At 56.9% G+C, this 23,422-nt stretch carries 23 protein-coding genes, 1 tRNA gene and 1 pseudogene; 11 read left to right on the top strand and 14 right to left on the bottom strand.

The annotated features are described in order from the left end of the window. Nucleotides 1–90 (top strand): annotated as a pseudogene (locus ACR1XY_RS00005) (IS5/IS1182 family transposase); the annotation flags it as partial. Between the two features lie 294 nt (nucleotides 91–384). Here the strand turns inward: ACR1XY_RS00005 and ACR1XY_RS00010 are convergent. Next, nucleotides 385–1,473 carry a PQQ-dependent sugar dehydrogenase gene (locus tag ACR1XY_RS00010; protein WP_480588851.1) on the bottom strand — a complete coding sequence of 363 codons (1,089 nt, stop codon included), beginning with the start codon at nucleotides 1,471–1,473 and terminating at the stop codon, nucleotides 385–387. Between the two features lie 159 nt (nucleotides 1,474–1,632). On the opposite strand from ACR1XY_RS00010, the gene ACR1XY_RS00015 reads away from it, so the two are divergent. The 8 genes from ACR1XY_RS00015 to ACR1XY_RS00050 all read left to right on the top strand — a co-directional run bounded on the left by ACR1XY_RS00015 (nucleotide 1,633) and on the right by ACR1XY_RS00050 (nucleotide 8,804). Further along, nucleotides 1,633–2,814 carry an ABC transporter substrate-binding protein gene (locus ACR1XY_RS00015; RefSeq protein ID WP_480588854.1) on the top strand — a complete coding sequence of 394 codons (1,182 nt, stop codon included), beginning with the start codon at nucleotides 1,633–1,635 and terminating at the stop codon, nucleotides 2,812–2,814. A 107-nt stretch (nucleotides 2,815–2,921) separates the two neighbouring features. Beyond that, nucleotides 2,922–3,710 (top strand): ABC transporter ATP-binding protein, encoded by a 789-nt coding sequence (locus tag ACR1XY_RS00020; protein WP_480588857.1) that lies wholly within the window; start codon nucleotides 2,922–2,924, stop codon nucleotides 3,708–3,710. An 8-nt stretch (nucleotides 3,711–3,718) separates the two neighbouring features. Then, nucleotides 3,719–4,549 (top strand): ABC transporter ATP-binding protein, encoded by an 831-nt coding sequence (locus tag ACR1XY_RS00025; protein WP_480589495.1) that lies wholly within the window; start codon nucleotides 3,719–3,721, stop codon nucleotides 4,547–4,549. Nucleotides 4,550–4,560: 11 nt separating this feature from the next. Next, nucleotides 4,561–5,028 carry a hypothetical protein gene (locus ACR1XY_RS00030; protein WP_480588860.1) on the top strand — a complete coding sequence of 156 codons (468 nt, stop codon included), beginning with the start codon at nucleotides 4,561–4,563 and terminating at the stop codon, nucleotides 5,026–5,028. Nucleotides 5,029–5,328: 300 nt separating this feature from the next. Beyond that, nucleotides 5,329–5,706 carry a hypothetical protein gene (locus tag ACR1XY_RS00035; protein WP_480588863.1) on the top strand — a complete coding sequence of 126 codons (378 nt, stop codon included), beginning with the start codon at nucleotides 5,329–5,331 and terminating at the stop codon, nucleotides 5,704–5,706. A gap of 209 nt (nucleotides 5,707–5,915) precedes the next feature. Then, entirely contained in the window at nucleotides 5,916–6,926 is a 1,011-nt protein-coding gene (locus ACR1XY_RS00040) for a branched-chain amino acid ABC transporter permease (protein ID WP_480588866.1), read from the top strand. After that, complete coding sequence (locus ACR1XY_RS00045; RefSeq protein ID WP_480588870.1) at nucleotides 6,923–8,365, top strand: branched-chain amino acid ABC transporter permease; 1,443 nt, start codon at nucleotides 6,923–6,925, stop codon at nucleotides 8,363–8,365. Before ACR1XY_RS00040 ends, ACR1XY_RS00045 begins: the two co-directional genes overlap by 4 nt. A gap of 187 nt (nucleotides 8,366–8,552) precedes the next feature. Further along, a complete protein-coding gene (locus ACR1XY_RS00050) occupies nucleotides 8,553–8,804 on the top strand; it encodes a hypothetical protein (RefSeq protein WP_480588872.1) in 252 nt (83 codons plus the stop codon). Nucleotides 8,805–8,849: 45 nt separating this feature from the next. On the opposite strand, the gene ACR1XY_RS00055 is transcribed toward ACR1XY_RS00050, so the two are convergent. Further along, complete coding sequence (locus tag ACR1XY_RS00055) at nucleotides 8,850–10,391, bottom strand: helicase HerA-like domain-containing protein (RefSeq protein ID WP_480588875.1); 1,542 nt, start codon at nucleotides 10,389–10,391, stop codon at nucleotides 8,850–8,852. Between the two features lie 426 nt (nucleotides 10,392–10,817). On the opposite strand from ACR1XY_RS00055, the gene ACR1XY_RS00060 reads away from it, so the two are divergent. After that, nucleotides 10,818–11,423 (top strand): invasion associated locus B family protein, encoded by a 606-nt coding sequence (locus ACR1XY_RS00060; RefSeq protein WP_480588878.1) that lies wholly within the window; start codon nucleotides 10,818–10,820, stop codon nucleotides 11,421–11,423. A 70-nt stretch (nucleotides 11,424–11,493) separates the two neighbouring features. On the opposite strand, the gene ACR1XY_RS00065 is transcribed toward ACR1XY_RS00060, so the two are convergent. The 4 genes from ACR1XY_RS00065 to ACR1XY_RS00080 are packed head-to-tail and all read right to left on the bottom strand — an operon-like array spanning nucleotide 11,494 to nucleotide 15,733. Beyond that, nucleotides 11,494–12,702 carry a beta-ketoacyl-[acyl-carrier-protein] synthase family protein gene (locus ACR1XY_RS00065; RefSeq protein WP_480588881.1) on the bottom strand — a complete coding sequence of 403 codons (1,209 nt, stop codon included), beginning with the start codon at nucleotides 12,700–12,702 and terminating at the stop codon, nucleotides 11,494–11,496. A 9-nt stretch (nucleotides 12,703–12,711) separates the two neighbouring features. Continuing rightward, complete coding sequence (locus tag ACR1XY_RS00070; RefSeq protein ID WP_170324939.1) at nucleotides 12,712–12,969, bottom strand: acyl carrier protein; 258 nt, start codon at nucleotides 12,967–12,969, stop codon at nucleotides 12,712–12,714. A gap of 32 nt (nucleotides 12,970–13,001) precedes the next feature. Then, on the bottom strand, nucleotides 13,002–14,093 hold the full coding sequence (gene lpxD, locus ACR1XY_RS00075) for a UDP-3-O-(3-hydroxymyristoyl)glucosamine N-acyltransferase (protein ID WP_480588885.1): 1,092 nt from the start codon (nucleotides 14,091–14,093) through the stop codon (nucleotides 13,002–13,004). Between the two features lie 35 nt (nucleotides 14,094–14,128). Beyond that, the gene (locus ACR1XY_RS00080; protein ID WP_480588888.1) at nucleotides 14,129–15,733 is read right to left on the bottom strand and encodes a L,D-transpeptidase family protein; all 1,605 of its coding nucleotides are present in this window, start codon (nucleotides 15,731–15,733) and stop codon (nucleotides 14,129–14,131) included. 354 nt (nucleotides 15,734–16,087) lie between these two features. Between ACR1XY_RS00080 and mepK the strand changes: the two genes are divergently transcribed. After that, the gene (gene mepK, locus ACR1XY_RS00085) at nucleotides 16,088–16,657 is read left to right on the top strand and encodes a peptidoglycan L,D-endopeptidase MepK (RefSeq protein WP_480588891.1); all 570 of its coding nucleotides are present in this window, start codon (nucleotides 16,088–16,090) and stop codon (nucleotides 16,655–16,657) included. Nucleotides 16,658–17,007: 350 nt separating this feature from the next. Here mepK and ACR1XY_RS00090 read toward each other — a convergent pair whose 3' ends face one another. The 8 genes from ACR1XY_RS00090 to ACR1XY_RS00125 form a co-directional block, all read right to left on the bottom strand. Next, nucleotides 17,008–17,937 carry a DMT family transporter gene (locus tag ACR1XY_RS00090; protein WP_480588894.1) on the bottom strand — a complete coding sequence of 310 codons (930 nt, stop codon included), beginning with the start codon at nucleotides 17,935–17,937 and terminating at the stop codon, nucleotides 17,008–17,010. A gap of 197 nt (nucleotides 17,938–18,134) precedes the next feature. Further along, nucleotides 18,135–18,211, bottom strand: a tRNA-Arg gene (locus ACR1XY_RS00095). A 66-nt stretch (nucleotides 18,212–18,277) separates the two neighbouring features. After that, nucleotides 18,278–19,498: a cysteine desulfurase gene (locus ACR1XY_RS00100; protein WP_480588896.1), complete on the bottom strand. Its 1,221-nt coding sequence runs from the start codon at nucleotides 19,496–19,498 to the stop codon at nucleotides 18,278–18,280. Between the two features lie 13 nt (nucleotides 19,499–19,511). Beyond that, a complete protein-coding gene (locus ACR1XY_RS00105; protein ID WP_480588899.1) occupies nucleotides 19,512–20,078 on the bottom strand; it encodes a YIP1 family protein in 567 nt (188 codons plus the stop codon). Then, nucleotides 20,075–20,560: a YIP1 family protein gene (locus ACR1XY_RS00110; protein WP_480588902.1), complete on the bottom strand. Its 486-nt coding sequence runs from the start codon at nucleotides 20,558–20,560 to the stop codon at nucleotides 20,075–20,077. The genes ACR1XY_RS00105 and ACR1XY_RS00110 overlap by 4 nt, the downstream gene beginning before the upstream one ends. Continuing rightward, nucleotides 20,560–21,840 carry a Fe-S cluster assembly protein SufD gene (sufD, locus tag ACR1XY_RS00115; protein WP_480588904.1) on the bottom strand — a complete coding sequence of 427 codons (1,281 nt, stop codon included), beginning with the start codon at nucleotides 21,838–21,840 and terminating at the stop codon, nucleotides 20,560–20,562. Before sufD ends, ACR1XY_RS00110 begins: the two co-directional genes overlap by 1 nt. Further along, nucleotides 21,840–22,595, bottom strand: a complete 756-nt coding sequence (sufC, locus tag ACR1XY_RS00120) for a Fe-S cluster assembly ATPase SufC (RefSeq protein ID WP_480588907.1) — start codon at nucleotides 22,593–22,595, stop codon at nucleotides 21,840–21,842. Before sufC ends, sufD begins: the two co-directional genes overlap by 1 nt. After that, nucleotides 22,588–23,421 carry a polysaccharide pyruvyl transferase family protein gene (locus ACR1XY_RS00125; protein ID WP_480588909.1) on the bottom strand — a complete coding sequence of 278 codons (834 nt, stop codon included), beginning with the start codon at nucleotides 23,419–23,421 and terminating at the stop codon, nucleotides 22,588–22,590. The genes sufC and ACR1XY_RS00125 overlap by 8 nt, the downstream gene beginning before the upstream one ends. Nucleotide 23,422: the final 1 nt, after the last annotated feature.

The following is a 23,422-nucleotide window of genomic DNA, read 5'->3' on the forward strand; positions in this document are numbered from 1 at the left end:
TGGCGGCGTGTGGCGACCCGCTACGACAGGTGCCCGAAGGTCTTCCTGTCAGCCATCGCCCTCGCAGCACTCGTCATCTATTGGCTATGAGCCCTGACCCTAACGACATCAGCATTTGTCAAATAATACGGAATCACTTCACGGAGTTGATTGTTAACAGTTCTTACCTCTTGGGGTACGATCTGGGCCTCGCTGCCTAACCGGTTAATAAATTCGGAAAAATCTCGGTTTTTCATCTTTGCGTCAACAAACGACGCATAATCTTCGTAAGAAGCGAACAGGTCTCCCGCAATCACCGGAGCCGCGCATACGCTCAGAAACGCTGAAAGGAAAATTCGGAACATTTTAACACCTTAGAATTGATGCCTTCAACGCTCCTTAGAACTAAGGTGTCATCCTGTAAACCGCCCCCTGCCCGACAGAAACAAACCAGATCGCCCCATCCGAAGCTTCTACGATATCCCGTACACGTTCGGTCTCCGAGCCCTTGATCTGCTCGACCTCGCGCAGCGGTGAACCCGCCAGCCGCGCGATATAGTCGAATTTCAGCGAACCGACAAAGATGTCTCCCTTCCACTCCGGCCAGAGTTTGCCCGAATAAACCAGCAGCCCCGAGGGCGCGATAGAAGGGTCCCAATAATGCGCGGGCTGCTCCATGCCCGGTTTCTCAGTGCCCTCTCCGATTTTTTCACCGGAATAGTGCACACCGTACGAGATCACCGGCCAGCCATAATTGAGGCCAGGCCGGACCAGATTGACCTCATCCCCGCCCCTTGCCCCATGTTCGGAAACCCATAGCTGCCCACGTGAGTCCAGACCGGCCCCCTGCGGATTGCGGTGGCCAAAGGACCAGATCTCAGGCCGCGCACCATCTTCCTGAACAAAGGGGTTGTCTGCAGGCACCGATCCGTCGCGGTTCACGCGGATGACGGTACCATTGAAGTTGGACCTATCCTGCGCCTTGGGCCGCTCACCCCGGTCTCCGATCGTGACAAACAGGGTTCCGTCCTCGGCCTCGACTACGCGCGAGCCATAGTGCCGACCGGACGATCCTCCCGGTACAGCCTCGAAGATCACGCGCAGGTTGGTCAGTTGGTCGCCTGCATCTGACAAACGGGCCACCGCAAGAGCGGTTCCGGCACCGCCTCGTTGTGGCTTCGAAAACGTCAGGAAAACCTCTCGGGTTTGATTGAAATCACGGGCGACGGTCACGTCCAGTAACCCACCCTGCCCTTTGGCCAGTACTTTGGGCACACCGGAAACGCGCTGAATATTGCCGTCCTTGACGTGTAACAGTTCTCCCTCCCGTTCGGTCACCAGAAACCCGCCATCCGGCAAAAGCCCAACTGCCCATGGCGTGTCCAAACCGCCCACCATTTCAGTAACTTCGACAGCGCCTTGTGAAGTTTGCAGCCTGTCGGCCCATGCGAAGCTGGTCCACGCCAGCATCAAGATTGCGGTTGTCCGGATCATCCTGGTCCTCCGTCGTTTCCTGCGCCAGCAGCGCCCTTTCACCCATCTGATCAAATAGGGTTCCCAGCCGCAAAGACACTTTTTCGTTAGGACTTTTCTTTTCCGAACAGCTTGCCTAGGGTCGTGCCCAGAATGAAGACCACTTCAGGGAGTAACCTCATGAAAAAGCTGCTTACTGCAACTGCAGCAACCGCTCTGCTGGCCGGCACCGCCATGGCCGAAGATGTCAAACTGGGCATTATGTTCGGCTTCACCGGCCCGATTGAATCGCTGTCGCCTGCAATGGCGTCAGGCGCCGAGCTGGCAATGAAAGAAGTTTCGGAATCGGGCAAACTGCTGGACGGATCGACCGTAACCCCGGTGCGCGCCGACACCGGCTGCGCCGACAACGCACTGGCCACTGCCAACGCCGAACGTCTGGTTGCCGAAGGCATCAATGGGCTGGTCGGCGGTGACTGCTCGGGCGTGACCGGCGCGATCCTGCAAAACGTCGCCTTGCCGAACGGCATGGTGATGATCTCGCCGTCGGCTACCTCGCCCGGCCTGTCGGTGATGGAGGACAATGACCTGTTCTTCCGCACCTCGCCGTCGGACGCGCGTGAAGGTGAAATCATGGCAGACATCCTAAAAGAGCGTGGTGTGAACTCGATCGCTCTGACCTACACCAACAACGACTATGGCAAGGGTCTGTCCGAGGCGATCAAATCCTCGTTCGAAGCGCTGGGCGGTGAAGTGACCATCGTTGCCGCGCACGAAGACGGCAAGGCCGACTACTCGGCCGAAGTTGGCGCGCTGGCGTCGGCAGGCGGTGACATTCTGGTTGTGGCTGGTTACCTGGACCAGGGCGGTCTGGGCATCATTCAGTCGTCGCTGGACAGCGGCGCGTTTGACACGTTCGGCCTGCCTGGCGGGATGATCGGTGACTCGCTGCCCGAAAACGTTGGTCCGGAACTGAATGGGTCGTACGGCCAGGCGCCGGGTTCGAAAAGCGAGGCCGCGGATTCGTTCTTTGCTATGGCCGAAGGCGAAGGTTTTGACGGTTCGTCGATCTTTGTTCCTGAATCCTATGACGCCGCAGCCCTGTTCCTGCTGGCCATGCAGGCTGCAGGTTCCAGCAATCCCGCGGATTACGGCAGCAAGATCATGGATGTCGCCAACGAACCGGGTGAGAAAATCTATCCGGGCGAACTGGCCAAAGGTCTGGAACTGCTCGCTGCCGGTCAGGAGATCGACTATGTCGGTGCATCAGGCGTTGAACTGATCGGCCCCGGTGAAAGCGCCGGTGCGTATCGTGAGATCGAAGTTATCGACGGTGAGATGAAGACGGTCAACTACCGTTAATCCACCATCTGACAAGAAATAATCAGAACAGCCCGGGCCTTGTGTCCGGGCTTTTTCAGTGACAAAAGTCTGCACCTCTGTTTTCGGGGATAAGACAAGGGAAAACCATGATCGTCGTTGAGGACGTGCACAAGCATTTTAGCGGTTTCCACGCCGTAGACGGAGCATCGCTTGAGATCGAAAAGGGCTCGATCACTGGCCTGATCGGACCGAACGGAGCAGGAAAGACTACCCTGTTCAACGTGATTGCGGGCGTTCTGCCTCCGACCAGCGGGAAAGTCATCATGGACGGAGAGGACATCACCGGCCTGCCCCCGCATGAGCTGTTTCACAAGGGCCTGCTGCGCACGTTCCAGATCGCGCACGAGTTTTCCTCGATGACCTGCCGCGAGAACCTGATGATGGTGCCGGGTGCGCAATCGGGTGAATCGCTTTGGAACACATGGTTTGGCCGCAAGCGCATCGCCGACGAGGAACGCGCCCTGCGCGCCAAGGCTGACGAGGTTCTTGAGTTCCTGACCATCGAACACCTGGCCGACCACAAGGCGGGTCAGGTGTCGGGCGGGCAGAAGAAGCTGCTGGAACTGGGCCGCACCATGATGGTCGACGCCAAGATCGTGTTTCTGGACGAGGTCGGCGCGGGCGTGAATCGTACCCTGCTGATGACCATTGCCGACACGATCCTACGTCTGAACAAGGAACGCGGCTATACCTTCGTCGTCATCGAGCATGATATGGATTTCATCGGCAAGATCTGCGACCCGGTCATCTGCATGGCCGAGGGCAAGGTGCTGGCCGAGGGAACTTTGGACGAGATCAAGGCCAATGAGCACGTGATCGAGGCCTATCTGGGCACCGGGCTAAAGAACAAAGACAAGCTGGAGGCCCAAACATGACCGCTGGCATGAGCGACAATCCCTATCAGGATGACAAGGGCAACAAAGACGCCTCGATCACCAATACCCGTGGTGTCGGCACCATGACGCCTGCCCATCGAACAAGTGGTGCAACACACAAGGTCGAAGGCGGCCCTTTTCTGATCGGCGACACTATGACCGGCGGCTATGGCAAAGGGCCTGACATCCTGCACGACTGCACCATCGCCGTGGACAAGGGCGAGATCGCGGTCATCGTCGGCCCCAACGGCGCCGGTAAATCCACCGCAATGAAGGCCGTGTTCGGAATGCTGGACGTCCGCGCCGGTTCCGTGCGGCTGGATGGAGAGGATATCACCAAACTCTCGCCACAAGATCGCGTGATCAAGGGCATGGGTTTCGTGCCGCAGACCTCAAACATCTTTACGTCCATGACGGTCGAGGAAAACCTCGAAATGGGGGCCTTCATCCGCCGCGATGATTTTTCCGGGACGATGGAGCAGGTCTATGACCTCTTCCCCATACTGCGTGACAAGCGCAATCAGCCAGCCGGAGAGCTGTCTGGCGGTCAACGCCAACAGGTCGCCGTCGGCCGCGCCCTGATGACTCAGCCCAAGGTGCTGATGCTGGATGAACCGACCGCCGGTGTCTCGCCCATCGTGATGGATGAGCTGTTCGACCGGATCATCGAAGTTTCGCGCACCGGGCTGCCGATCCTGATGGTCGAACAAAACGCCCGCCAAGCGCTGGAGATCGCGGACAAGGGTTATGTGCTGGTTCAGGGGCGGAATGCGTATTCCGGCACGGGCAAGGAACTGTTGGCTGATCCAGAGGTTCGGAAGAGTTTCTTGGGGGGGTGAGGATGCGAAAAGTGGCTATTTTCCTGATATCACTTGTATTGTCTCCGTGCGTTTCGAGTGCGGAAGGCGGGCTGAAAGACTTCTACTCCGAGAAACTGCGCCCAAAACTGTTGAAAGCGGGCGCAATCGAACTCCATTGCGAAATGCCAACCAAATGCCTAGACGATTTCTGCGAAGCGGTAAGCATTGAAGGTGAGTTTGTAGTCTACGCGACCGCACTAGACCAACGGCTTAACGAGGTTTCATCAAGCGAAATTGTTGCCTCAACCGCGTTGCTTTTCTTGGACGGAAGTCTTTACGATCTCGAAGGTGGAGGGAATAAGGACCATTTCTGGGGTATTGGAGCTTCCGGCGAAGTCTCTGAGTGGCGATCATCGTTTGTTGTCTCGCTTAATGGCGGGCCAGCATCGCTGACAACTCAGAATGTCAGAACTTTCCTTACAACAACCCACTTTGGCAATTGTATGGTCATCAAATAATGAACTTCCCCAACGCCCTTGTAACGCTCTCCAACTTCGTGCTTGTTCCCGCAATCATCTAACGTCGACCGTTCTTCAGGATTGAGGCCAAACTGTGATTGCGTTTGGTGAGCGTCAAAATCTGAATAACTTAAATTGTTCAATTACAATGCCCTAAAAGCCCTTATTCGACCTCCTGAAACCTCTCTCGACGGCTAAATTTTCGCCACGATCCGCACGTACTCACAGCGTGCGAACAACGGGAATCAACCAGTTGATTCTTAACCCATTCGGGCAGACATCCCATTCAGGAGACACATTATGAAATATCTGGCAGCGCTCGCCGCTATTGTCCTGCCTGCGACCGCGCAGGCCGTATCGCAAAACCCGGTCGAAGGTGAAGTTGTATACGAGTGCCAGATCACCGAAAGCTGCAAGTCCAGCGGTTGCGCACCACTGGGTTCCGCCGGTCATGTGACGTTGAAGAAATTTGAAGGCCAATCCAAAGGGCTCCTAGTCGCTGAAGGTCAAGAGCACGAAGTTCTCGTGTACCCAAGTCTTGGAGCGCTGGAATTTCTTCAGGTTCTGGCCGGTGGAAGCGTCGGATACACCGTGAAATCTGACACCGGCCAACTTGAGGTCCGTGCGTCTGGTGGCCAGCAACGAAACGACCGCGGGACCTGCAAGATCGCAACCTGAGATCGCGTTCACTGGCTTTCAAATTGCAGGTTTCAACTTTCTTTGCGCCGGGTAGATTTCCAGTGATCCGGCGCATCCCGTTCCGAGGCGCAAAAGGTTACACTTTTTCCGTATTATCTCTGGATTTCGGCATCTCAACACAGCTGAATTATTGTGTCTTTCCTCACTGATATGCCATAAGGCCGCACCCGACGGAATGAGAAGGTGAGATGGACATACTGAACGCGTTAGTCGCGCTTGCGAATTTTGTGTTGGTGCCGGCAATTGCCTATGGCAGCCAGCTGGCACTGGGGGCGTTGGGGGTCACTCTGATCTACGGCATCTTGCGGTTTTCTAACTTTGCCCATGGCGACACGATGGCATTTGGTGCGATGATTGCCGTGCTTGTGACATGGGGCCTGCAGGCCGCCGGGGTCAGTTTCGGGCCGCTGCCAACCGCTCTGCTGGCCCTGCCCTTTGCCATTCTCGGCTGTATCGTACTTGTGCTGATCACCGACCGGCTGGTCTATCGGTTCTATCGCGAGCAAAAGGCCAAGCCGGTTATTCTGGTCATCGTGTCGATGGGCGTGATGTTCATCATGAACGGCCTTGTGCGTTTCATCATCGGGCCGGATGATCAGAGGTTTTCGGACGGCGCGCGGTTCATAGTCTCTGCAAGGGATTTCAAGGCGATGACCGGGTTGCGTGAAGGGCTGGCGATCAAGACCTCTCAGGGCATTACCGTCATCGTGGCCGTTGTCGCAGTGGCGCTGTTGTTCTGGTTCCTCAACAAGACACGCACCGGTAAATCGATGCGCGCCTATTCCGACAATGAGGACTTGGCGCTGCTGTCTGGTATCAACCCCGAACGCGTGGTGATGATCACATGGATCATCGTCGCCGCGCTGGCGACCACTGCCGGAGTGCTCTACGGGCTGGACAAAAGCTTCAAGCCTTTCGTCTATTTCCAACTGCTGCTACCTATTTTTGCCTCGGCTATCGTGGGTGGCCTCGGCAGCCCTCTGGGTGCCATCGCGGGCGGGTTTATCATCGCATTTTCGGAGGTGACGATCACCTATGCCTGGAAGAAAGTGCTGACCTATCTGGCACCCGAAAGCCTGGAGCCGTCAGGATTGGTCCAGTTCCTGTCCACCGATTACAAATTCGCGGTCAGCTTTGTGATCCTGCTGATCGTGCTTCTGTTCAAACCTACGGGCCTGTTTAAGGGGAAAGCGGTATGATCTTCGGAGTTATTGCAACTATTGCAATTCCACTGCTTGCAGGCTTGGTACTTGGCCCTGTTGGCCTCATTGCCGGGGTCGGCGAAGTTGCTTGTGGTTGGGTCTATTGGCACGCCTTACGCACTCAAAATGAAAGCCTTAAGAACTCGTCTTTGTTCGCCGCAGTCGCGATCCTCGTCTTGAGCACCGGGTTCTTACAAGGTTGGAACGCGGCGATTCTGATCCTGAACATGGGGCTGATCTCGGCCATCATGGCGCTTGGAGTGAACCTGCAATGGGGCTTTGCGGGCCTGTTTAACGTTGGCGTCATGGGTTTTGTCGCGCTAGGCGGATTGGCGGTTGTGTTGGTCTCGACCCCTACTACGCCCGGAGCATGGTCGGCGGGCGGGTACGGTATCGTATTGGCCTTGCTGCTGGGTGCCGCGACCGTGGTAACCACCGTACTGGTGGCGCAGAAGATGCCGAAAGGCCGTGTGCGAACCCTGTCGATCATCGCCATTCTGGTCGTGGGATTTTTTGTGTACCGCGCCGTTCTCGATCCCAACACCGCGGCTGTTGAGGCGATTGAGTCGGCGGTCGCGGGCAACCTTGGCGGACTGAATCTGCCTGTGTTGCTGGCATGGCCCGCAGGTGGCCTGCTGGCTGCGGGTGCCGCATGGCTGATCGGTAAAACGGCGCTGGGTCTGCGGTCTGATTATCTGGCGATTGCAACGCTTGGTATCGCCGAGATCATCATCGCTATCATGAAAAACGAGGACTGGTTGGCGCGTGGCGTCAAGAATGTCTACGGCATTCCGCGCCCTGCCCCTGTGGTCGGCTATGAGGTCGATCTGCAGAACGATCCCGGCTTTGTAGCACGCGCCGATTGGCTGGGGTTGGACCCGGTCACGGCCTCGACCCTGTCGGTCAAGCTGGGCTATTCGCTGCTGTTCCTGATCGTTCTGCTTGTTCTGTTGTGGATGGCACAAAAGGCACTGAACAGCCCATGGGGCCGCATGATGCGCGCGATCCGCGACAATGAGGTCGCGGCCGAGGCGATGGGCAAGGATGTTACCCGCCGCCACCTGCAGATTTTTGTTCTGGGCTCGGCCATCTGCGGCATTGCCGGTGCGATGATGACCACTCTGGACGGTCAATTGACCCCAAGCGCCTATCAGCCGCTGCGGTTTACCTTCCTTGTCTGGGTGATGGTGATCGTTGGCGGGTCGGGCAATAATTTCGGCGCGGTGCTGGGGGCGTTTGTCATTTGGTTCCTCTGGGTACAGGTCGAACCCATCGGCTTGTGGCTGATGAGCCTGATCACATCAGGGTTGCCCGATGGCAGTGCGCTCAAGGCGCATCTGATCGAAAGCGCCGCGCATATGCGCCTGCTGACCATGGGCCTGATCTTGCTGATTGTTCTCAGATTCAGCCCAAGGGGGCTGATCCCCGAGAAATAGATCGTATCAGGGGGAATTTTGAAAACCGCGCCGCATAACCGGCGCGGTTTCTTGATTCATGAACCGAACCTGAATAGACCAAGTTACCGGTGGGCGCGTTCCGGACCTGCGCCAGATCGCCTTCACGCTTAATTAGTCAATCAAGGCTGAAACTACTGGCCACCTCTCGAGAGTAAGAAGACGACACATGAAAAACTCCTTCATCCCCAAGATCCTCATGCTACCGATGGTTGCCAGTCTGGCCGCATGTATCCCGTCACCCGAAGATCTGGAGACCACACCGGTCAAGGTCCAGACGCCAAAGGGAGTGGTGACCTGCCAATTGTACCGGCATGACCGAGTGACCTGGGATCGCGCCATTGACTTCCCGGCCACAAAAATGTCGGTGCCCGAGGCTGACGCCTATTGCAGACAAGAAGGCCAGCGCCGCCTTAAGTAACAGGATCAACGTCGGACGGCAGACAGGCTGCGCGGCGCCATACACCTATCGGCCCCGAAACAACCCGCCCAGAATACCGCGAACTATGCGGCGGCCGGTAGTGCCTTTGAGTTCTTTGATGACGGCCTCGCTCATGGCGGTGGCAAAGGTATCCTTCTTCCGCGTTAACCGGGAAGAAGACCGCCCGACGCGACCACCGGAATACCGGCGGGCCGTTGCAAATTCACGTTCAGCCACTGTCTGCGTCTCTTCCTGCTCCTCCGCTTTGGCGGCGGCCTGAGCCGCTTCATCCGCACGGCCCTGAAGGATTTCAAACGCTGACCTGCGATCATTCAGCGTGCCGTATTTCGCCTGCATAGGAGAGGCTGCCAGAACCGCCTGACGTTCGGCCTCGGTGATGGGCCCAAGCTGCGAACCGGGCGGGCAGATCAGTGTGCGTTCAACGATCCCCGGCACCCCCTTTTTCTGCAGCATCGAGGTCACCGCCTCACCCACGCCGACCTCACGTATTGCGGCTTCGGTGTCGAAAGCAGGGTTTTCGCGATAGGTTTCGGCGGCCAGACGAAGATTCTTGCGATCCCGGGCGGTGAACGCGCGCAGGGCGTGCTGAACCCGGTTGCCGAGCTGCCCCAGAATGTCCTCGGGGATGTCCGCCGGGTTTTGCGAAATGAAGTAGACCCCGACCCCCTTGGACCGGATCAGCCGCGCGACCTGTTCAACCTTGTCGACCAAAACCTTGGGCGCGTCTTCGAACAGCAGATGCGCCTCGTCAAAGAAGAAGACCAGCTTGGGTTTGTCCGGGTCGCCCACCTCGGGCAGTTCCTCGAAAAGCTCGCTCAGCAGCCACAACAGGAAGGTCGCATAAAGACGCGGAGCCCCCATCAGCCTGTCCGAGGCCAGAATGTTCACCATCCCCTGCCCGTTCGCATCCGTGCGCATCAGATCGGCAAGCTCCAACGCTGGTTCGCCGAACAGGTTGGTCCCGCCCTGGTTTTCCAACACCAGCAAGCGCCGCTGGATCGCCCCGATCGAAGCAGTCGAGACATTGCCATAACGCAGGGATAACTGCGCCCGATTCTCGCCGATCCAGACCAGCAGGGCCTGCAAGTCCTTAAGGTCCAGCAGCGGCGTTCCTTCTTCGTCCGCCACCCGGAAAGCGATGTTCAGGATGCCCTCCTGCGCCTCGCTCAGGTCCATGAGGCGCGACAGCAGCAACGGACCCATCTCGGTCACGGTTGTGCGCACCGGATGGCCTTGCCGCCCGAACAGGTCCCAGAACGTCACCGGGCACGCGGCATAGGCATAATTCTGAAACCCGATGCGCTTTGCGCGGTCCTGAAACGCTTGATGCAGCTTATGGGTGTCGCTCCCCGCCTTGGCCAGACCGGACAAATCCCCTTTGACATCTGACAGAAACACAGGAACGCCTGCGGCCGAAAAGCCTTCAGCCAAAATTTGAAGCGTTACGGTTTTGCCGGTCCCTGTCGCACCGGCAATCAACCCGTGCCGATTGGCATATTTCAACGTCAGGGATTGGGGTTGGCTATAGTCGTCACCCGCGCCACCCAGAAAGATGTTATTTTCCATGTATGTAAGGCCTTAATTTCCACCGATCTGCCCCCAGCATACAAAGTTAACCTTTGACTGCGATAGTCAATTCGCCGCCTTTGTTGCGAACGGAACAAGGCGGCAATCTTCCTCCCTGTCGACTGACCGCGCCTTCGGGCGCGGTTTTTTTAACAGAAAGCTGGATCTGCCATTAATTTTTTAGGTTTGCAGTTGACCGCTGCGCCCGCCTTTCGTAACGTCTGCGCATAACTAAGTCGGCCAGTCCGACGGGGAGAACATATTTGAAGGGAGCCGCTCCACCGGCTCCCTTTTTCATTGGTCGGGAACACCCAAAAACGGCAGAAAACTGATCACATCCGGCCGTTTGCGCAGCTTAGTGCCTGACACCGTGTTCGAACGGTGGTAAGACCCACAAAAAAGATCAATCAATCTGCCGAGGCATTCATGATCAAGAAACTTCTACCCGTTAACATTCTGGTGGCTGCGCTTTGGTGCGGAGCCGCATACGCACAGGAAGCAACACAGGATACGCAGGCGCAGGAAACCCCATCCGCTCAGGCGGATAGCGGGCTGGATCTTGGCACTTCCGGCCCAAGAACCGGTGAGCAATTCGTCAAGGAAAAGACCGGCGACTGGGAAGTGTCCTGTATCAAAGCAGAAGCTGGTGAAGACCCCTGCGCAATGGTCCAGATCCTGAACGGTCAAGAAGGTGAACCGCTGGCTGAGGTTAGCATTGGCAAGCTACCGGCCGGTGGCGCTGCTGTCGCCTGGGCCAATGTAATCGTTCCGCTGGAAACACTTCTGCAAGCGCAGCTTGCTCTTTCAATCGACGGCGCACCGCGAAAGCTTTACAACTATCACCATTGCGTCCGCGTTGGATGCGTAGCGCAGCTTGGCCTCAGTCAAGCAGAGATCGATGCGATGAAGTCTGGGTCAAAAGCCGTATTTTCTCTGGTTCCGGCCCGGTTTCCCGACCAGGTGATCAATATGGAAATGTCTCTGACAGGATTTACAGCAGGTTTCGACGGGTTGAACGTCAACCAGAACTGATCCCATGAAACCCAAAAACGCTGCCAGTCCCGACAGGCAGCGTTTTTTTTTGCATTCGTTAGTTGAAACTTCAAACCCGTTTCAGCGCAAGCACCGCGTTTAGCCCGCCGAAGGCAAACGCGTTGCTTAGGGCCACCTTGACCTTTGCTTCACGGGCATCGTTGGGCACCACGTCCAGCGCACATTCCGGGTCAGGTTCTTCGTAACCGATGGTCGGAGCGATAACACCATCGCGCAGTGCCATGATACAGGCCAGCAGTTCCACAGCGCCGGTTCCACCAATTAGGTGTCCGTGCATGGACTTCGTGGATGAGATCATCAGATCATCCGCGTGCGGACCGAACACATCCGCAACAGCAGCGCATTCGGTTTTGTCATTCGCAGCCGTGCCGGTTCCGTGCGCATTGATATAACTGACCTGATCCGCATTCAGACGCGCATCCGCCAAGGCACCCGCCATGGCCCGTGCCGCGCCTTGTTTGCTGGGCATCACAATGTCCGATGCGTCCGAGGTCATGGCAAATCCCACAACCTCGCACAGTATATCGGCGCCACGGGCGCGCGCGTGTTCATATTCTTCGAAAACGAAGATACCAGCACCTTCACCCTGGACCATTCCGTTGCGGTTGGCGCTGAAGGGGCGGCAGGCGTCGCGGGACATGACGCGCAGCCCTTCCCAGGCCTTCACGCCACCAAAACACAGCATCGATTCCGACCCGCCGGTGATCATCGTAGGCGCCGCCCCGCTACGTACCATCTGGAACGCCAGCGCCATCGCATGGTTGGACGACGCGCAGGCAGTCGAGACGGTAAAGCTCGGGCCTTTGAGGTTGTGCTCCATCGACACGTGGCTGGCCGCAGCGTTGTTCATTAGCTTGGGCACAACGAATGGGTGAACACGGTTCTTGCCGTCTTCGTAAACCGAACGGTAGTTATCGTCCCAGGTCGAAACGCCACCGCCAGCGGTGCCCAGAACGACACCGGACCGGGCGGCAAGATCACCATGAAACTCGATCCCGGATTGATCGATCGCTTCTTTCGCGGCCGTCAGGGTGAACTGGGTAAACCGGTCGTAAAGGCTCATCTGTTGGCGGTTGAAGCGCCCTTCAGCCTCGAACCCCCGGACCTGACCACCGATCTTGATGGAAAGACGCTCAACATCGCGGAATTCAAGCTCGGAGATGCCGCAACGCCCTTCGCGCATGGCTTCAAGCGTATCGGCGACCGAATGACCCAGCGAGTTGATCGTGCCGGCCCCGGTAATAACAACGCGTTTCATTGGCTCAGGTCAGACCTTTTCCGACACAAGCTTTTCGATACCGGCAATGATGGCGGCGACATTCGAAATATCGAAATCGCTGGCCTCGGGTTCGTTGGCGTTGAACGGCACCGAGATGTCGAATTCTTCCTCGATGGCAAAAATGCTTTCGACCAGACCCAAACTGTCGATTCCCAGATCCTCAAGCGTGCTTTCAGGAGTGACGTCCGAAGGCTCCAGCACGGCCTGCTCAGCAATGATTGCGATGACGCGGTCGGTGATGCTCATGTCGGTCCTCTGATTATCCCGTTGAGGATGATTTAATCACTCGGAGGCTGTTTGAAAACAGCCTTTTTCAGCGCCTCGACGTCACGTGCAATTCGGGGCAGACGACGCTGCGCCTTGTAGATATCTGTATGGGTCTCCATCTTGACGCCCGGATAGCCCATGATCACGCGGCCCGCAGGAACATTGGACAGAATCTTGGTGCCGCCCCCCGCGATCACACCGTCGCCGATAAAGATGTTGTCGACCACTCCGGTTTGGCCGCCCAGCACCACGTTATTTCCGATCTCGACCGACCCGGACACGCCGGTTTGACCGCATAGAAGGCAATCCTGCCCAACACGGGTATTGTGACCGACATGCACGAGGTTATCCAGTTTGGAGCCATTACCGATGCGCGTATTGCGGATCGTACCGTTATCAACCGTGCAATTGGCACCAACCTCGACATCGTCGCCGATCTCAACCGCGCCCAGAGAATGGATACGCAGCCAGCTTTGCGCCCGCGCTTCCCCCTGATCGCCCATCGTCTTGCGCGCGTTTTCGGCACCGGACACTTCGGGAGTGACGAAACTGAACCCGTCGCCACCGATCCGCGCACCGGGTTGGGCAATGAAGCGATCACCGATTTGCGCCCGCGCACCGATACTGACCATCTCGCGCAGCATCGCTTGATCGCCCATAACGGCATCCATCCCGATCACGCAATGCGGGCCAATCACCGCGCCCTTGCCGATCCGCACACGCGCGCCGATGACGGTCAGCGGCCCGATCGAAGCGCCTTCACCGATTTCAGCCGCCGGGTCGATCACGGCCGAGGGGTGAATCCCCGGCTCAACCCCCTGCCCGCGATCCAGCATCGCGGTTACCCCCGCCATCGCCATGCGCGGCCGGGGTACGAAAATTGCCGCTTCCAGACCCAACGCCTGCCAATCGGCACCTTCCCACAAGACGGCGGCCCTTGCAGACCCACCGCTCAGCGCCTCGGCATATTTCGGAGACATCGCCATCGCCAGATCAAACGATCCGGCATCCGCCGGCTCAGCGACGCGTTGGATAATCAGGCTGGTGTCGCCTTGGCTTTCTGCCGCAAGGGCATCGGCGATTTGCTGGATGGTGTAGTGCATATCGGGCTTCCCGGTTTAAGGACCTGCCCCGCTGATTACCCCTGAACGTCCGGCAGGGCTACCCCTGCCTTCTGTAGAGCCTCCCAGATTTTCTGATCCCGCTCATAGACATCCCGACGATACTGAACCTTGCCCTTGGGTCCAATAAAGGCCGTTCGGTAGATGATATGGACCGGAACGTGCTGATCCAGTTGCACCGTTGTTTCTTTGCCCGTGTTCAGGACCCGGTGGAAAAACGCCTTTGGGTTTTCTTCTTGTTTGGCCAACAGCGCATAGGCGAACTCAAACGGTTGCGCCAGGCGTATACAGCCATGCGAAAACGCCCGCACCTCACGCGCGAACAGACTTTTCTGAGGCGTATCATGTAGATAAATGTTGTACTTGTTGGGGAACATGAACTTCACTAACCCCAAGGCGTTGCTGGTACCGGGCGCCTGACGCATCGCAAACGGAAAGTTGCGCGCGTTGAACTGGGTGAAATCCACGGCACCGCGATTGACCTGACGACCGCGGCGATCGGTGATCTGGATATGACCAACCGCGTGCGGGTTGGACTTCAGCTTGGGCAGGTATTCCTTGGTGATGATCGAGCGCGGAACATACCAGCTGGGGTTGATGACCATATGCTCCATCTCGTCCGAGAATTCGGGGCTGCGGCGGTCATGCGTGTTCTTGCCGATCACGGCGCGGGTTTCGAAGGTGATCAAACCGTCATCTATGATTTTGGCAGAAAAATCGGTCTGATTGACCAGAATGTGCCGTGCGCCCCGTTCGCGCGGCAACCAGCGCTCGCGCTCAAGCGCAACATATACGGCCTTGAGCCGATCCGAGGCACTGCGGTTGAGTTCGGTGATTGTGCCCGGCCCGGCGACCCCATCGGCTGCAAGGCCGTGGTCTGTCTGAAACGCCTGAATCGCACCCAACAAGGCATCATCGAAATCCGGGTTGGCCGTCGGTCGCAGATAACCCATGGAAACCAATCGGTTACGCAGCTTGATTACATCTGGTCCCGTATCACCATATTCCAGCTTGGACACCGGAACAGTCGGCCCCCAGCCACCTTGGTTGACAAGGGTTTGCAGAACCAGTTTCTGCTTCATCAACGCCCGGTATTGCGTTGATTGCGGAGCAAGCTGATCGAAATAGCTTCCGTTTTCCGCAGCGATCAGCCCTTGAAGATGATCCTTGGCCGAGGTGCGTTCGACATTTCGAACTAGACCGTCGTCAATTTCAGATGGCCGCAACGCGCCGGATTGGAGGTTCCGGGCATATTCCACAAAAGCACGACTTAACCGGATCTCGACAGCGCCGAGATCACGCGTCGTGCGTGCGCTCTGCATTTGATCCAAAAGCGCTTGAACGCTGTAGGAGCCTTGCGGCAAACCGTGCATTTCGGTGCCTGACAACGCCCGGATCAACTGTGCTCGCCGCACCATGTGCGCGGGCGTTTCCCCTACCCAAACCGGCGCAAACCCGTTTTCCCGGTAGAATTCCGCAATTCCGGACCCCGGCGGGGCAAATTCAGCGACCGCCATCTGATAAGCCGTTGCCGGCCGGGTTCCTGCGCTTGAGACAGATGCCGAAGCCAGAAAACATGCCGTTAAAAAGAAACCAGTACGCGTCCGAAAACCTGAGAACATGGGATGGCCTTGATTATTCTTAATTTTACGCCGCTCGCGAGCGTGCCGATCAACTATGATTGCGTCCCGGGCAGCTTGTCTATTCACAAATGTATCAACGCGGCGCATCTATCGGAGCGTGATGCGTGTTTGCATCGCCCGGCGGAATGGCGCCACCAAATGCTTCTGAATTATACATAAACGCATCAACTGCGCAAAAAACTGCCGAAAATTCCCCCTTGAAAAGGTGATTTTGAAAGACTTCTTGGCTGTTTTTCGCGACTGTGTCATAAATCCCGCATCTGGGATGGAAAAAAATTAAGAACGCGCGCGTAACATCGTGTGCAGGCAGGAACAGTACGGGACGAAACTAAAATGACGATGAGCAGTACCTCGGGCTTGACCCGGCGTGCCCTTCTGGGCGCATTTGCAGCTACGGCAGTTGTGGCGGCACCGACCTATTCCAATGCAGCAGGATTCCTTCGGGGCGGCGGCGATGTTCGGCGTATTCGCATGTATTCAGGTCGCACCGGCGAACGCATCGACATGATCTATTGGGTCGATGGGAAGTACATCAAGGACGCCGTGAAAGAGGTCAACCATTTCATGCGCGACTGGCGGACCGATCAGGTCAAGGGCATGGACCTGCGCACCATTGATATCATGGCGGCCTCGCACAACCTTCTGGATGTGAACGAACCGTACATGCTGCTTTCGGGATATCGATCGCCGCAGACCAACGCGATGCTGCGGTCGCGTTCGCGTCGGGTTGCCAAGAACTCACTGCATATGAAAGGTCAGGCCGCCGACCTGCGCCTGTCATCGCGTTCGGTCTCGCAGATGGCCAAGGCGGCCATGTCCTGCCGCGCGGGTGGCGTCGGCAAATACTCCCGCTCGAATTTCGTCCATATGGATTGCGGTGAAGTCCGCAGCTGGGGCGGTTAACTCCCCGCAATAAACTTCAAAACGACGAGCGCCCTCGGGCGCTCTTTGTTTTTTTTGTGCACAAAAAGCGATACCTTTTGAATCTGAAATACAGCCTGCGGACCAACAGGCTAGGAGAATGGCTAGATGCTTCCTTCGACGTATAGGTTTTGGCATCTGATCAATTTTCGCCTTGCATTTTGTGATGCCTTCCAAAAGGAAACAATTAACCCATGCACTCTGATTGATTAGGCTCTCACACCCTGTCAAATTGACCGGTAAGCATAGTCTTCTCTCAGCGTTAAACAGTAAAAGCCATGTAGCCCTGGCAATCACGAAGCACATGGGTCAGTGCTACCAAAGCACCCAACTTACTTTTTTTGTTCTTTGGAAATCACAGCCGTAACCGTGCGTGTCGTTCGACTTCTAGTGATTGCAATAGCACTCAGAACTAAAACGCAGGCCATGGCTTGTGGCACCGTAATCGCTTCGCCAAAAGCAAAAAAACCAACTGCAAACATCGTGGGCAGTTCTATGCTCCCGACGACTGCAGTTTGAGAAGCGCCGATCAACGGTGAACATATAGTGTATATGAACTGTGGGATAAGCGCTGTAACTAAGCCTATCCCGACTATCAAAACCCAGTCAGATTGCCCTTCGGGGAGAAGCTTTGCCAGATCGGCACTCATCATCAGAGGTAAGAGTCCAAGAACAGATCCCAGGGATACTGACGCAATGCGGGCAAGAGGCGCGATGCGGGACAGCCTATGGACCAAGACACATATACCGAAGCCAAAACCAAAAGGAGCCGCAAGCGAAATCAAGAGTGTTGGGATGTGCTCTAGGGGCACAGACGCGGATGTTCCGGCCGCTATGATTGCAGCCAGCGTGATAAGCCCCGAGGCAACCAAGGCACGCCTCGTTGGTGAATCGGCGAACAAGACCCAGGCGATAATCAACGTGAAAACCGGATAGGTCATATAGAGCACACCTACTGTCGAAGCGGGCAATGTCTCTAACGCGGTCACATATCCAATCCACCCAAGCCCCATCACTACGCCGACAGCAAGCCCCCAGCAAATCTCGCGCCATGATTTACGATGTATGAAGAGAACAGGTAGCAGCAGAACTGCGGCAACGATGTAGCGATAGAATGCGACGGCGTATGGAGCAACACCTTGCTCGGTCAACCCCCGGCTGAAGTATGGAACCAGCCCGAAACAAACTGAGGCGAAAAGCACACCACCAACCGCTAGCGCATAGGGAACAGCCGGTCTGGGTTGTGCTGATGGTGTTTCCATAAAACAAGAGCTAACACAGGACTGCCAACACTAAAGCAGAAATTCATCGCGCACGCGTGCTACACTTGTTGATAGTTCGGGCTTAGCGCCACGAACAACAGACGCATAATGGAGGCATAATGTGGGATCAAATTGAACCCGAATGGCTTCAAACTAAGACCACATAAGTCTTTCTGCTTCAACATTTTTAGAAAATATGGCGCACCTGAGAGGATTCGAACCTCTGGCCTCTGCCTTCGGAGGGCAGCGCTCTATCCAGCTGAGCTACAGGTGCCTTGGCCGTTAGCTAACCTTGTTCCGATCTGGGTGCAACTGCAAATCTACCCGGATCAGTCAGCTTTCACGCGAACAGATCGTGCGCCAGTTCCAGCGCGTCGATCAGCGTGTCGACCTCTCCTTTGGTGTTATACAGGCCAAAACTGGCGCGGCAGGTCGCGGTCACACCATAGAAATCCATCAACGGGCCTGCGCAATGGTGGCCCGCGCGCACGGCGACGCCTTTCTTGTCGAGAATCGTCGACACATCATGCGCATGCCCTGCCCCGTCCAGCGTAAAGCTGAAGATGGCCGCCTTGTCCGCACGAGTTCCCTGCACCTGAACCCAGTTCAAGCCGGTCAGGCGTTGCATCGCATAGTCGCGAATCCCGGCTTCATGGGCGGCGATGTTCTCCATCCCCAAATCCATCATGTAATCCAGCGCCACGCCCAAGCCGATGGTCTGAACGATACCGGGGGTTCCGGCCTCGAACTTCATTGGCGGGTCGTTATAGATCACCTGGTCCTTGCTGACCTCTTTGATCATGTCGCCGCCCCCGATAAATGGGCGCATCTCCGCCATACGTTCAGACTTGATGTAGATCGCACCCGAGCCAGACGGGCCGTACAGCTTGTGTCCGGTGATCGCATAGAAATCGCAGCCGATATCCTGCACATTGACCGGCATATGAACGGCACCCTGGCTGCCGTCGACCAGCACGGGAACACCTTTGGCATGAGCACCTGCAGTGACGGCCTTTACATCAACCACGGTGCCCAGAACGTTCGAGCACTGGGTCACGGCGACCAGTTTGGTCTTGGGTCCAATCGCGTCGATCACTGCCTGCGGATCCAGACCACCTTCGGAGTCCACATCGACCCATTTAAGGACAACCCCCTGACGTTCGCGCAGGAAATGCCAGGGGACTATGTTGGCGTGGTGCTCCATGACGCTGAGGACGATCTCATCGCCCGCCTGCAGCCGTGGCATCGCCCAGCCGTAAGCGACCAGATTGATCCCCTCGGTCGTGCCCGAGTTCAGGACGATCTCATTCTCATCCGCCGCGCCCAGAAAACGAGCGATGGTGCCGCGGACGGCCTCATACTTCTCGGTCGCCAGATTCGACAGGAAATGCAGACCGCGGTGAACGTTCGAGTATTCCTCGGCATAGGCCCGCGTCACCGCATCGATCACGACCTGAGGCTTTTGCGCCGAGGCCCCGTTGTCCAGATAGGTCAGCGGCTTGCCATTCACCTCGCGCGACAGAATTGGAAAGTCTGCGCGGATTTTTTCTACGTCATACATGGTCTTCTTATCCCTATACAGGGCCGCTAGGCGTTAACGCGAGGACAAAGGGCACTGCCACAAGGGCAGACAGCAAAATGACCCCGAAGGATTTCCAGAGCGATCCGAACTTATGCGCTTCATTCAGGAAATGGAGCGTGACGTAAAGGCTCAACACAGCTGTCGCGAGAGTGATTACGACGATCAACAGCGGCAGCACGAGCAACGATACCAGCGACAAAACCAACCCGGCGATCTGCAGGTATTGCAGCCAGACTGTCAGAAGAAAAACATCGTCGAAGGTCCCGACACCGCCAAGCAAACGCCCGAACATCAAAAACGCCAAGATACTCAGCATAATGGCACCGGCGGAACGGGCAAGGATCAGCAACACCGGCTCGGTCGCGGGAACGGGTTGGTCTGGAGGGATCGGCAGCAGTTGCGCAACCCCTACCTGAAGCAGGCAACTCAAAACAACGGCCAGAAAAAACCCCAGCCACAAAACCTCGCGCCCGGGGCGCATGGCCAGCAACAGGCGTGCGGTCTGGGCCGGGTTGGTCACCGTCAGAACCGCAAGGTTGGCAAGGGACGTAGAATTCATTCCAACCGCCTTTGCGCTTGTCTGAGACCGGCCAGCCAGAACCACACAAAAATCCCGAGCCAGATCAATCCAACCAAGGTCAATGCCGGGCCGGGTCCAACGAACCCGGCGACCAAGCCGTTCAACAGCACCAGAGGCGTTGATGCCAACAGCGCCCAGAAAAGTGAAAGCCGGGCTCCGTAGGCTGTTCCGCGCCCTCCGACCAACCGGGCAGCGCCATAGGACATAAAAGCCAGAAAATAGAAAAACAGCGGCAAGATGATAACCGTGCCCAACAAGGCCCCACCCATCAGCATGTTCAGCTCAAGCCCTTCCAGATGCGCCCGCCGGGCAAGGCTGGGAAGCTGCGCGATAAAAGCTACCACGCAGAATCCCATTACAAAGATCAGCGCTCTGTCTTCCCGTTCACCCGAGTCCAGAAGCCGACGCACTACGCTCCCCGGCCCCCGGTACGTGGCCACGATATCCGATGTGACAGGCATCAGCTGCGCCGCGCCAGCCAGCCTTCCAAACGGGTCACGATCGCATCGGCCAGTTCGTTGTCTTCGATCTCGTCCACCGCCTCGGCCAGAAAGGCCAGCGTCAGCATATTGGTGGCATCCTTGACCGGAACCCCGCGCGAGCGCAGGTAAAACAGGGCCGTCTCGTCGATCGCACCCGAAGTGGAACCGTGTGAACACGCGACGTCATCGGCATAGATCTCAAGCTCGGGCTTGGCCAGAAACTGGCTGTCATCATCCAACAGCAGCGACTGGCTGATCTGATAGCCATCGGTTTTCTGCGCGCCTTCCTTTACAAGGATCTTGCCCTGGAAAACACCGGTGGCGCCGTTGCGCAGAACCTTCTTGAACACCTGACGGCTTTCGCAGTTCACCGCGTCATGGGTGATGAAGACGGTATCGTCGTGATGGAAATCCCCATCGCCAACGCAGGCACCGGCCACATGGGCCACCGCATCGTCACCGGTCAGTTCGACGACCTGCTCGTTACGAGTCAGAACGCCATTTGCGGTCAGGGTGAACGATTTGTAGGTCGATTCCCTGCCCAAACGGGTGAACATATGAGTCATCGCCCGACGCTCGTGATCGCGACCCTGGGCGCGCACGTGATGCAGCGTGCCGTTGTCGGCAATGTCGATCTCCATGCATTTGTTGAAACGCGACGCTGCCGGGCCATTTTCCAGGATCGTCACTTCGGAACCGCTTTCGACGCGGACAATATGGTGCAGCATGGCATCCGACGTTTCTGACGCATGACGATAGATCAGGCTGATCGGCTTGGACGGTTTGCCGGTGACGTGAATCGCTACGCCATCTTCTGCAAAGGCCGTGTTCAGCGCTGCCAAAGGCCGTTGCACCGGAGACTGCCCACGCGCCTCAAGAACGCCGTACAGTTCCTTGGCCCAGTGAATATCCTTGCAGCAGATATCCTCGATCCGATCAATGTTGACGCCTTCCAGCTCCAGTTCATCCGATTCCTCGGCGCTGAACACACCGTCGACGAAGACGATTTTCAATCGGCCTATATCGCCGAACAATGTCTCCTCATCCGTGTGAAACAGCGCGGCATGCGGAGCTTCCGGCGAAATCAAAGTGTCGGGGCGCGTGTATTTCCAGTACTCGTCGCGCCGTCCGGGCAGTCCCATCTCCAACACGCGCGCCAGAGCATCTTCACGCGCGGCACGCGTGCATCCGGCATCGGGCATGGTCAACGCGGCCAACCGTTCCTCGGTCGCGGTCTGTTTTGCTTGCGGCAAAGCCATTAGTTCACCTCGGCCAGAATGTCGGTGTAACCGTTATGTTCAACTTCCAGTGCCAGTTCAGGGCCACCAGATTTCACGATACGACCATCCGCCATGATATGAACGACATCAGGTTTGATGTGGTCCAGCAGACGCTGATAGTGGGTGATGACCAGGAACCCGCGTCCCTCATCACGTAGAGCGTTCACACCTTCCGACACCAGCTTCATCGCGTCCACATCAAGACCCGAGTCGGTCTCGTCCAGGATGCACATTTTGGGCTCCAGCATGGCCATCTGCAGGATTTCATTGCGCTTTTTCTCACCGCCCGAGAAGCCGACGTTCACCGGACGCTTGAGCATATCCGCGTCGATTTTCAGCGATTTGGCCTTAGCACGCACTTCTTTCAGGAATTCGGCAGCGGACAGTTCTTCTTGTCCACGTGCCTTGCGCTGCGCGTTCACGGCGGTCCGCAAGAAGGTCATGTTGCCTACGCCCGGAATTTCAACCGGGTACTGGAACGCAAGGAAGACACCTGCGGCGGCGCGCTCTTCCGGTTCCATCTCCAGCAGATCCTCACCGTCCAGCGTGGCCGAACCTTCGGTAACATCATAGCCATCACGCCCCGATAGCACATAGCTGAGCGTCGACTTCCCCGAGCCGTTCGGCCCCATGATCGCGTGTACCTTGCCAGCCTCAACCGTCAGGTCCACACCTTTCAGGATCTGCTTGTCTTCTTCTTCAAGCTGTACGTGCAGATTTTTTATTTCAAGCATGGTGGAGTTCCGTTTCCTGGATGTTCATTGAAAAGCGCTCCAAAAGGTTCGACTGGCTTTTTTCAATACCGTTCTGGTAGGCCAGCGAAGCCGGAGGCTCGTTCTTTGCTTGTTTCGCTATGTCTCCAACCTCAAGAGGCGGAGCCAAAGCGCGTTCAATTCCGGTTGCGTAGTCATAAAATTTCAGACCCGGTTTGCGGTGTATTTCGTTCAGCGCGAACCAGTGGTTGGTTACCCCGAAACTGTCCGCAACGATCAGCCCGTGCAGGCTTGATGAAAAGACCTGCGCGCAGGCCGCGATTTCGACACAGACAACCCGGGCAGGACGCCTTGTATCAATCAGCCGGAACCTGGGGTCCGATGCGATCAGGGCTGCAACGGCCGGATCGTCAACCTCGCTGTGATGCGGGATAATGCCTACGACATCCTGTCGGTCCGCGACCGTGCCGTAGACATCCCTGGCCAAAACACCCGGGTCACCAAAAGCGACATTCTTCAGTTCCAAAAGGGATGCCGTAATCGGGCCACGTACAACTTTCGGAGGTTTAACCGCGTCGAGAAACTTGGTATTCAACGGCGCCATGCAGCCACTGCCCCAGATCACGGGCTTCACGGGAGACCCCCGTCCCAGCGCACCACGGCTGACAAAAGCCATGATTGAACCGATCCCAAACAGGTCGGCTTTCACTGGTTTCGCCCAGACAACATCACGGCCCGACACATGGGCCACGACGTCCCGCGACAAGTCATCGCCGAAATTTGCGGCTTGGTTCCACCAATACAGCTTGATTGGCGCTGCCTCAGGCTGTGGCGTCGAGTGTTCCATA

This window comes from Ruegeria sp. AD11(2025), from assembly GCF_056542405.1.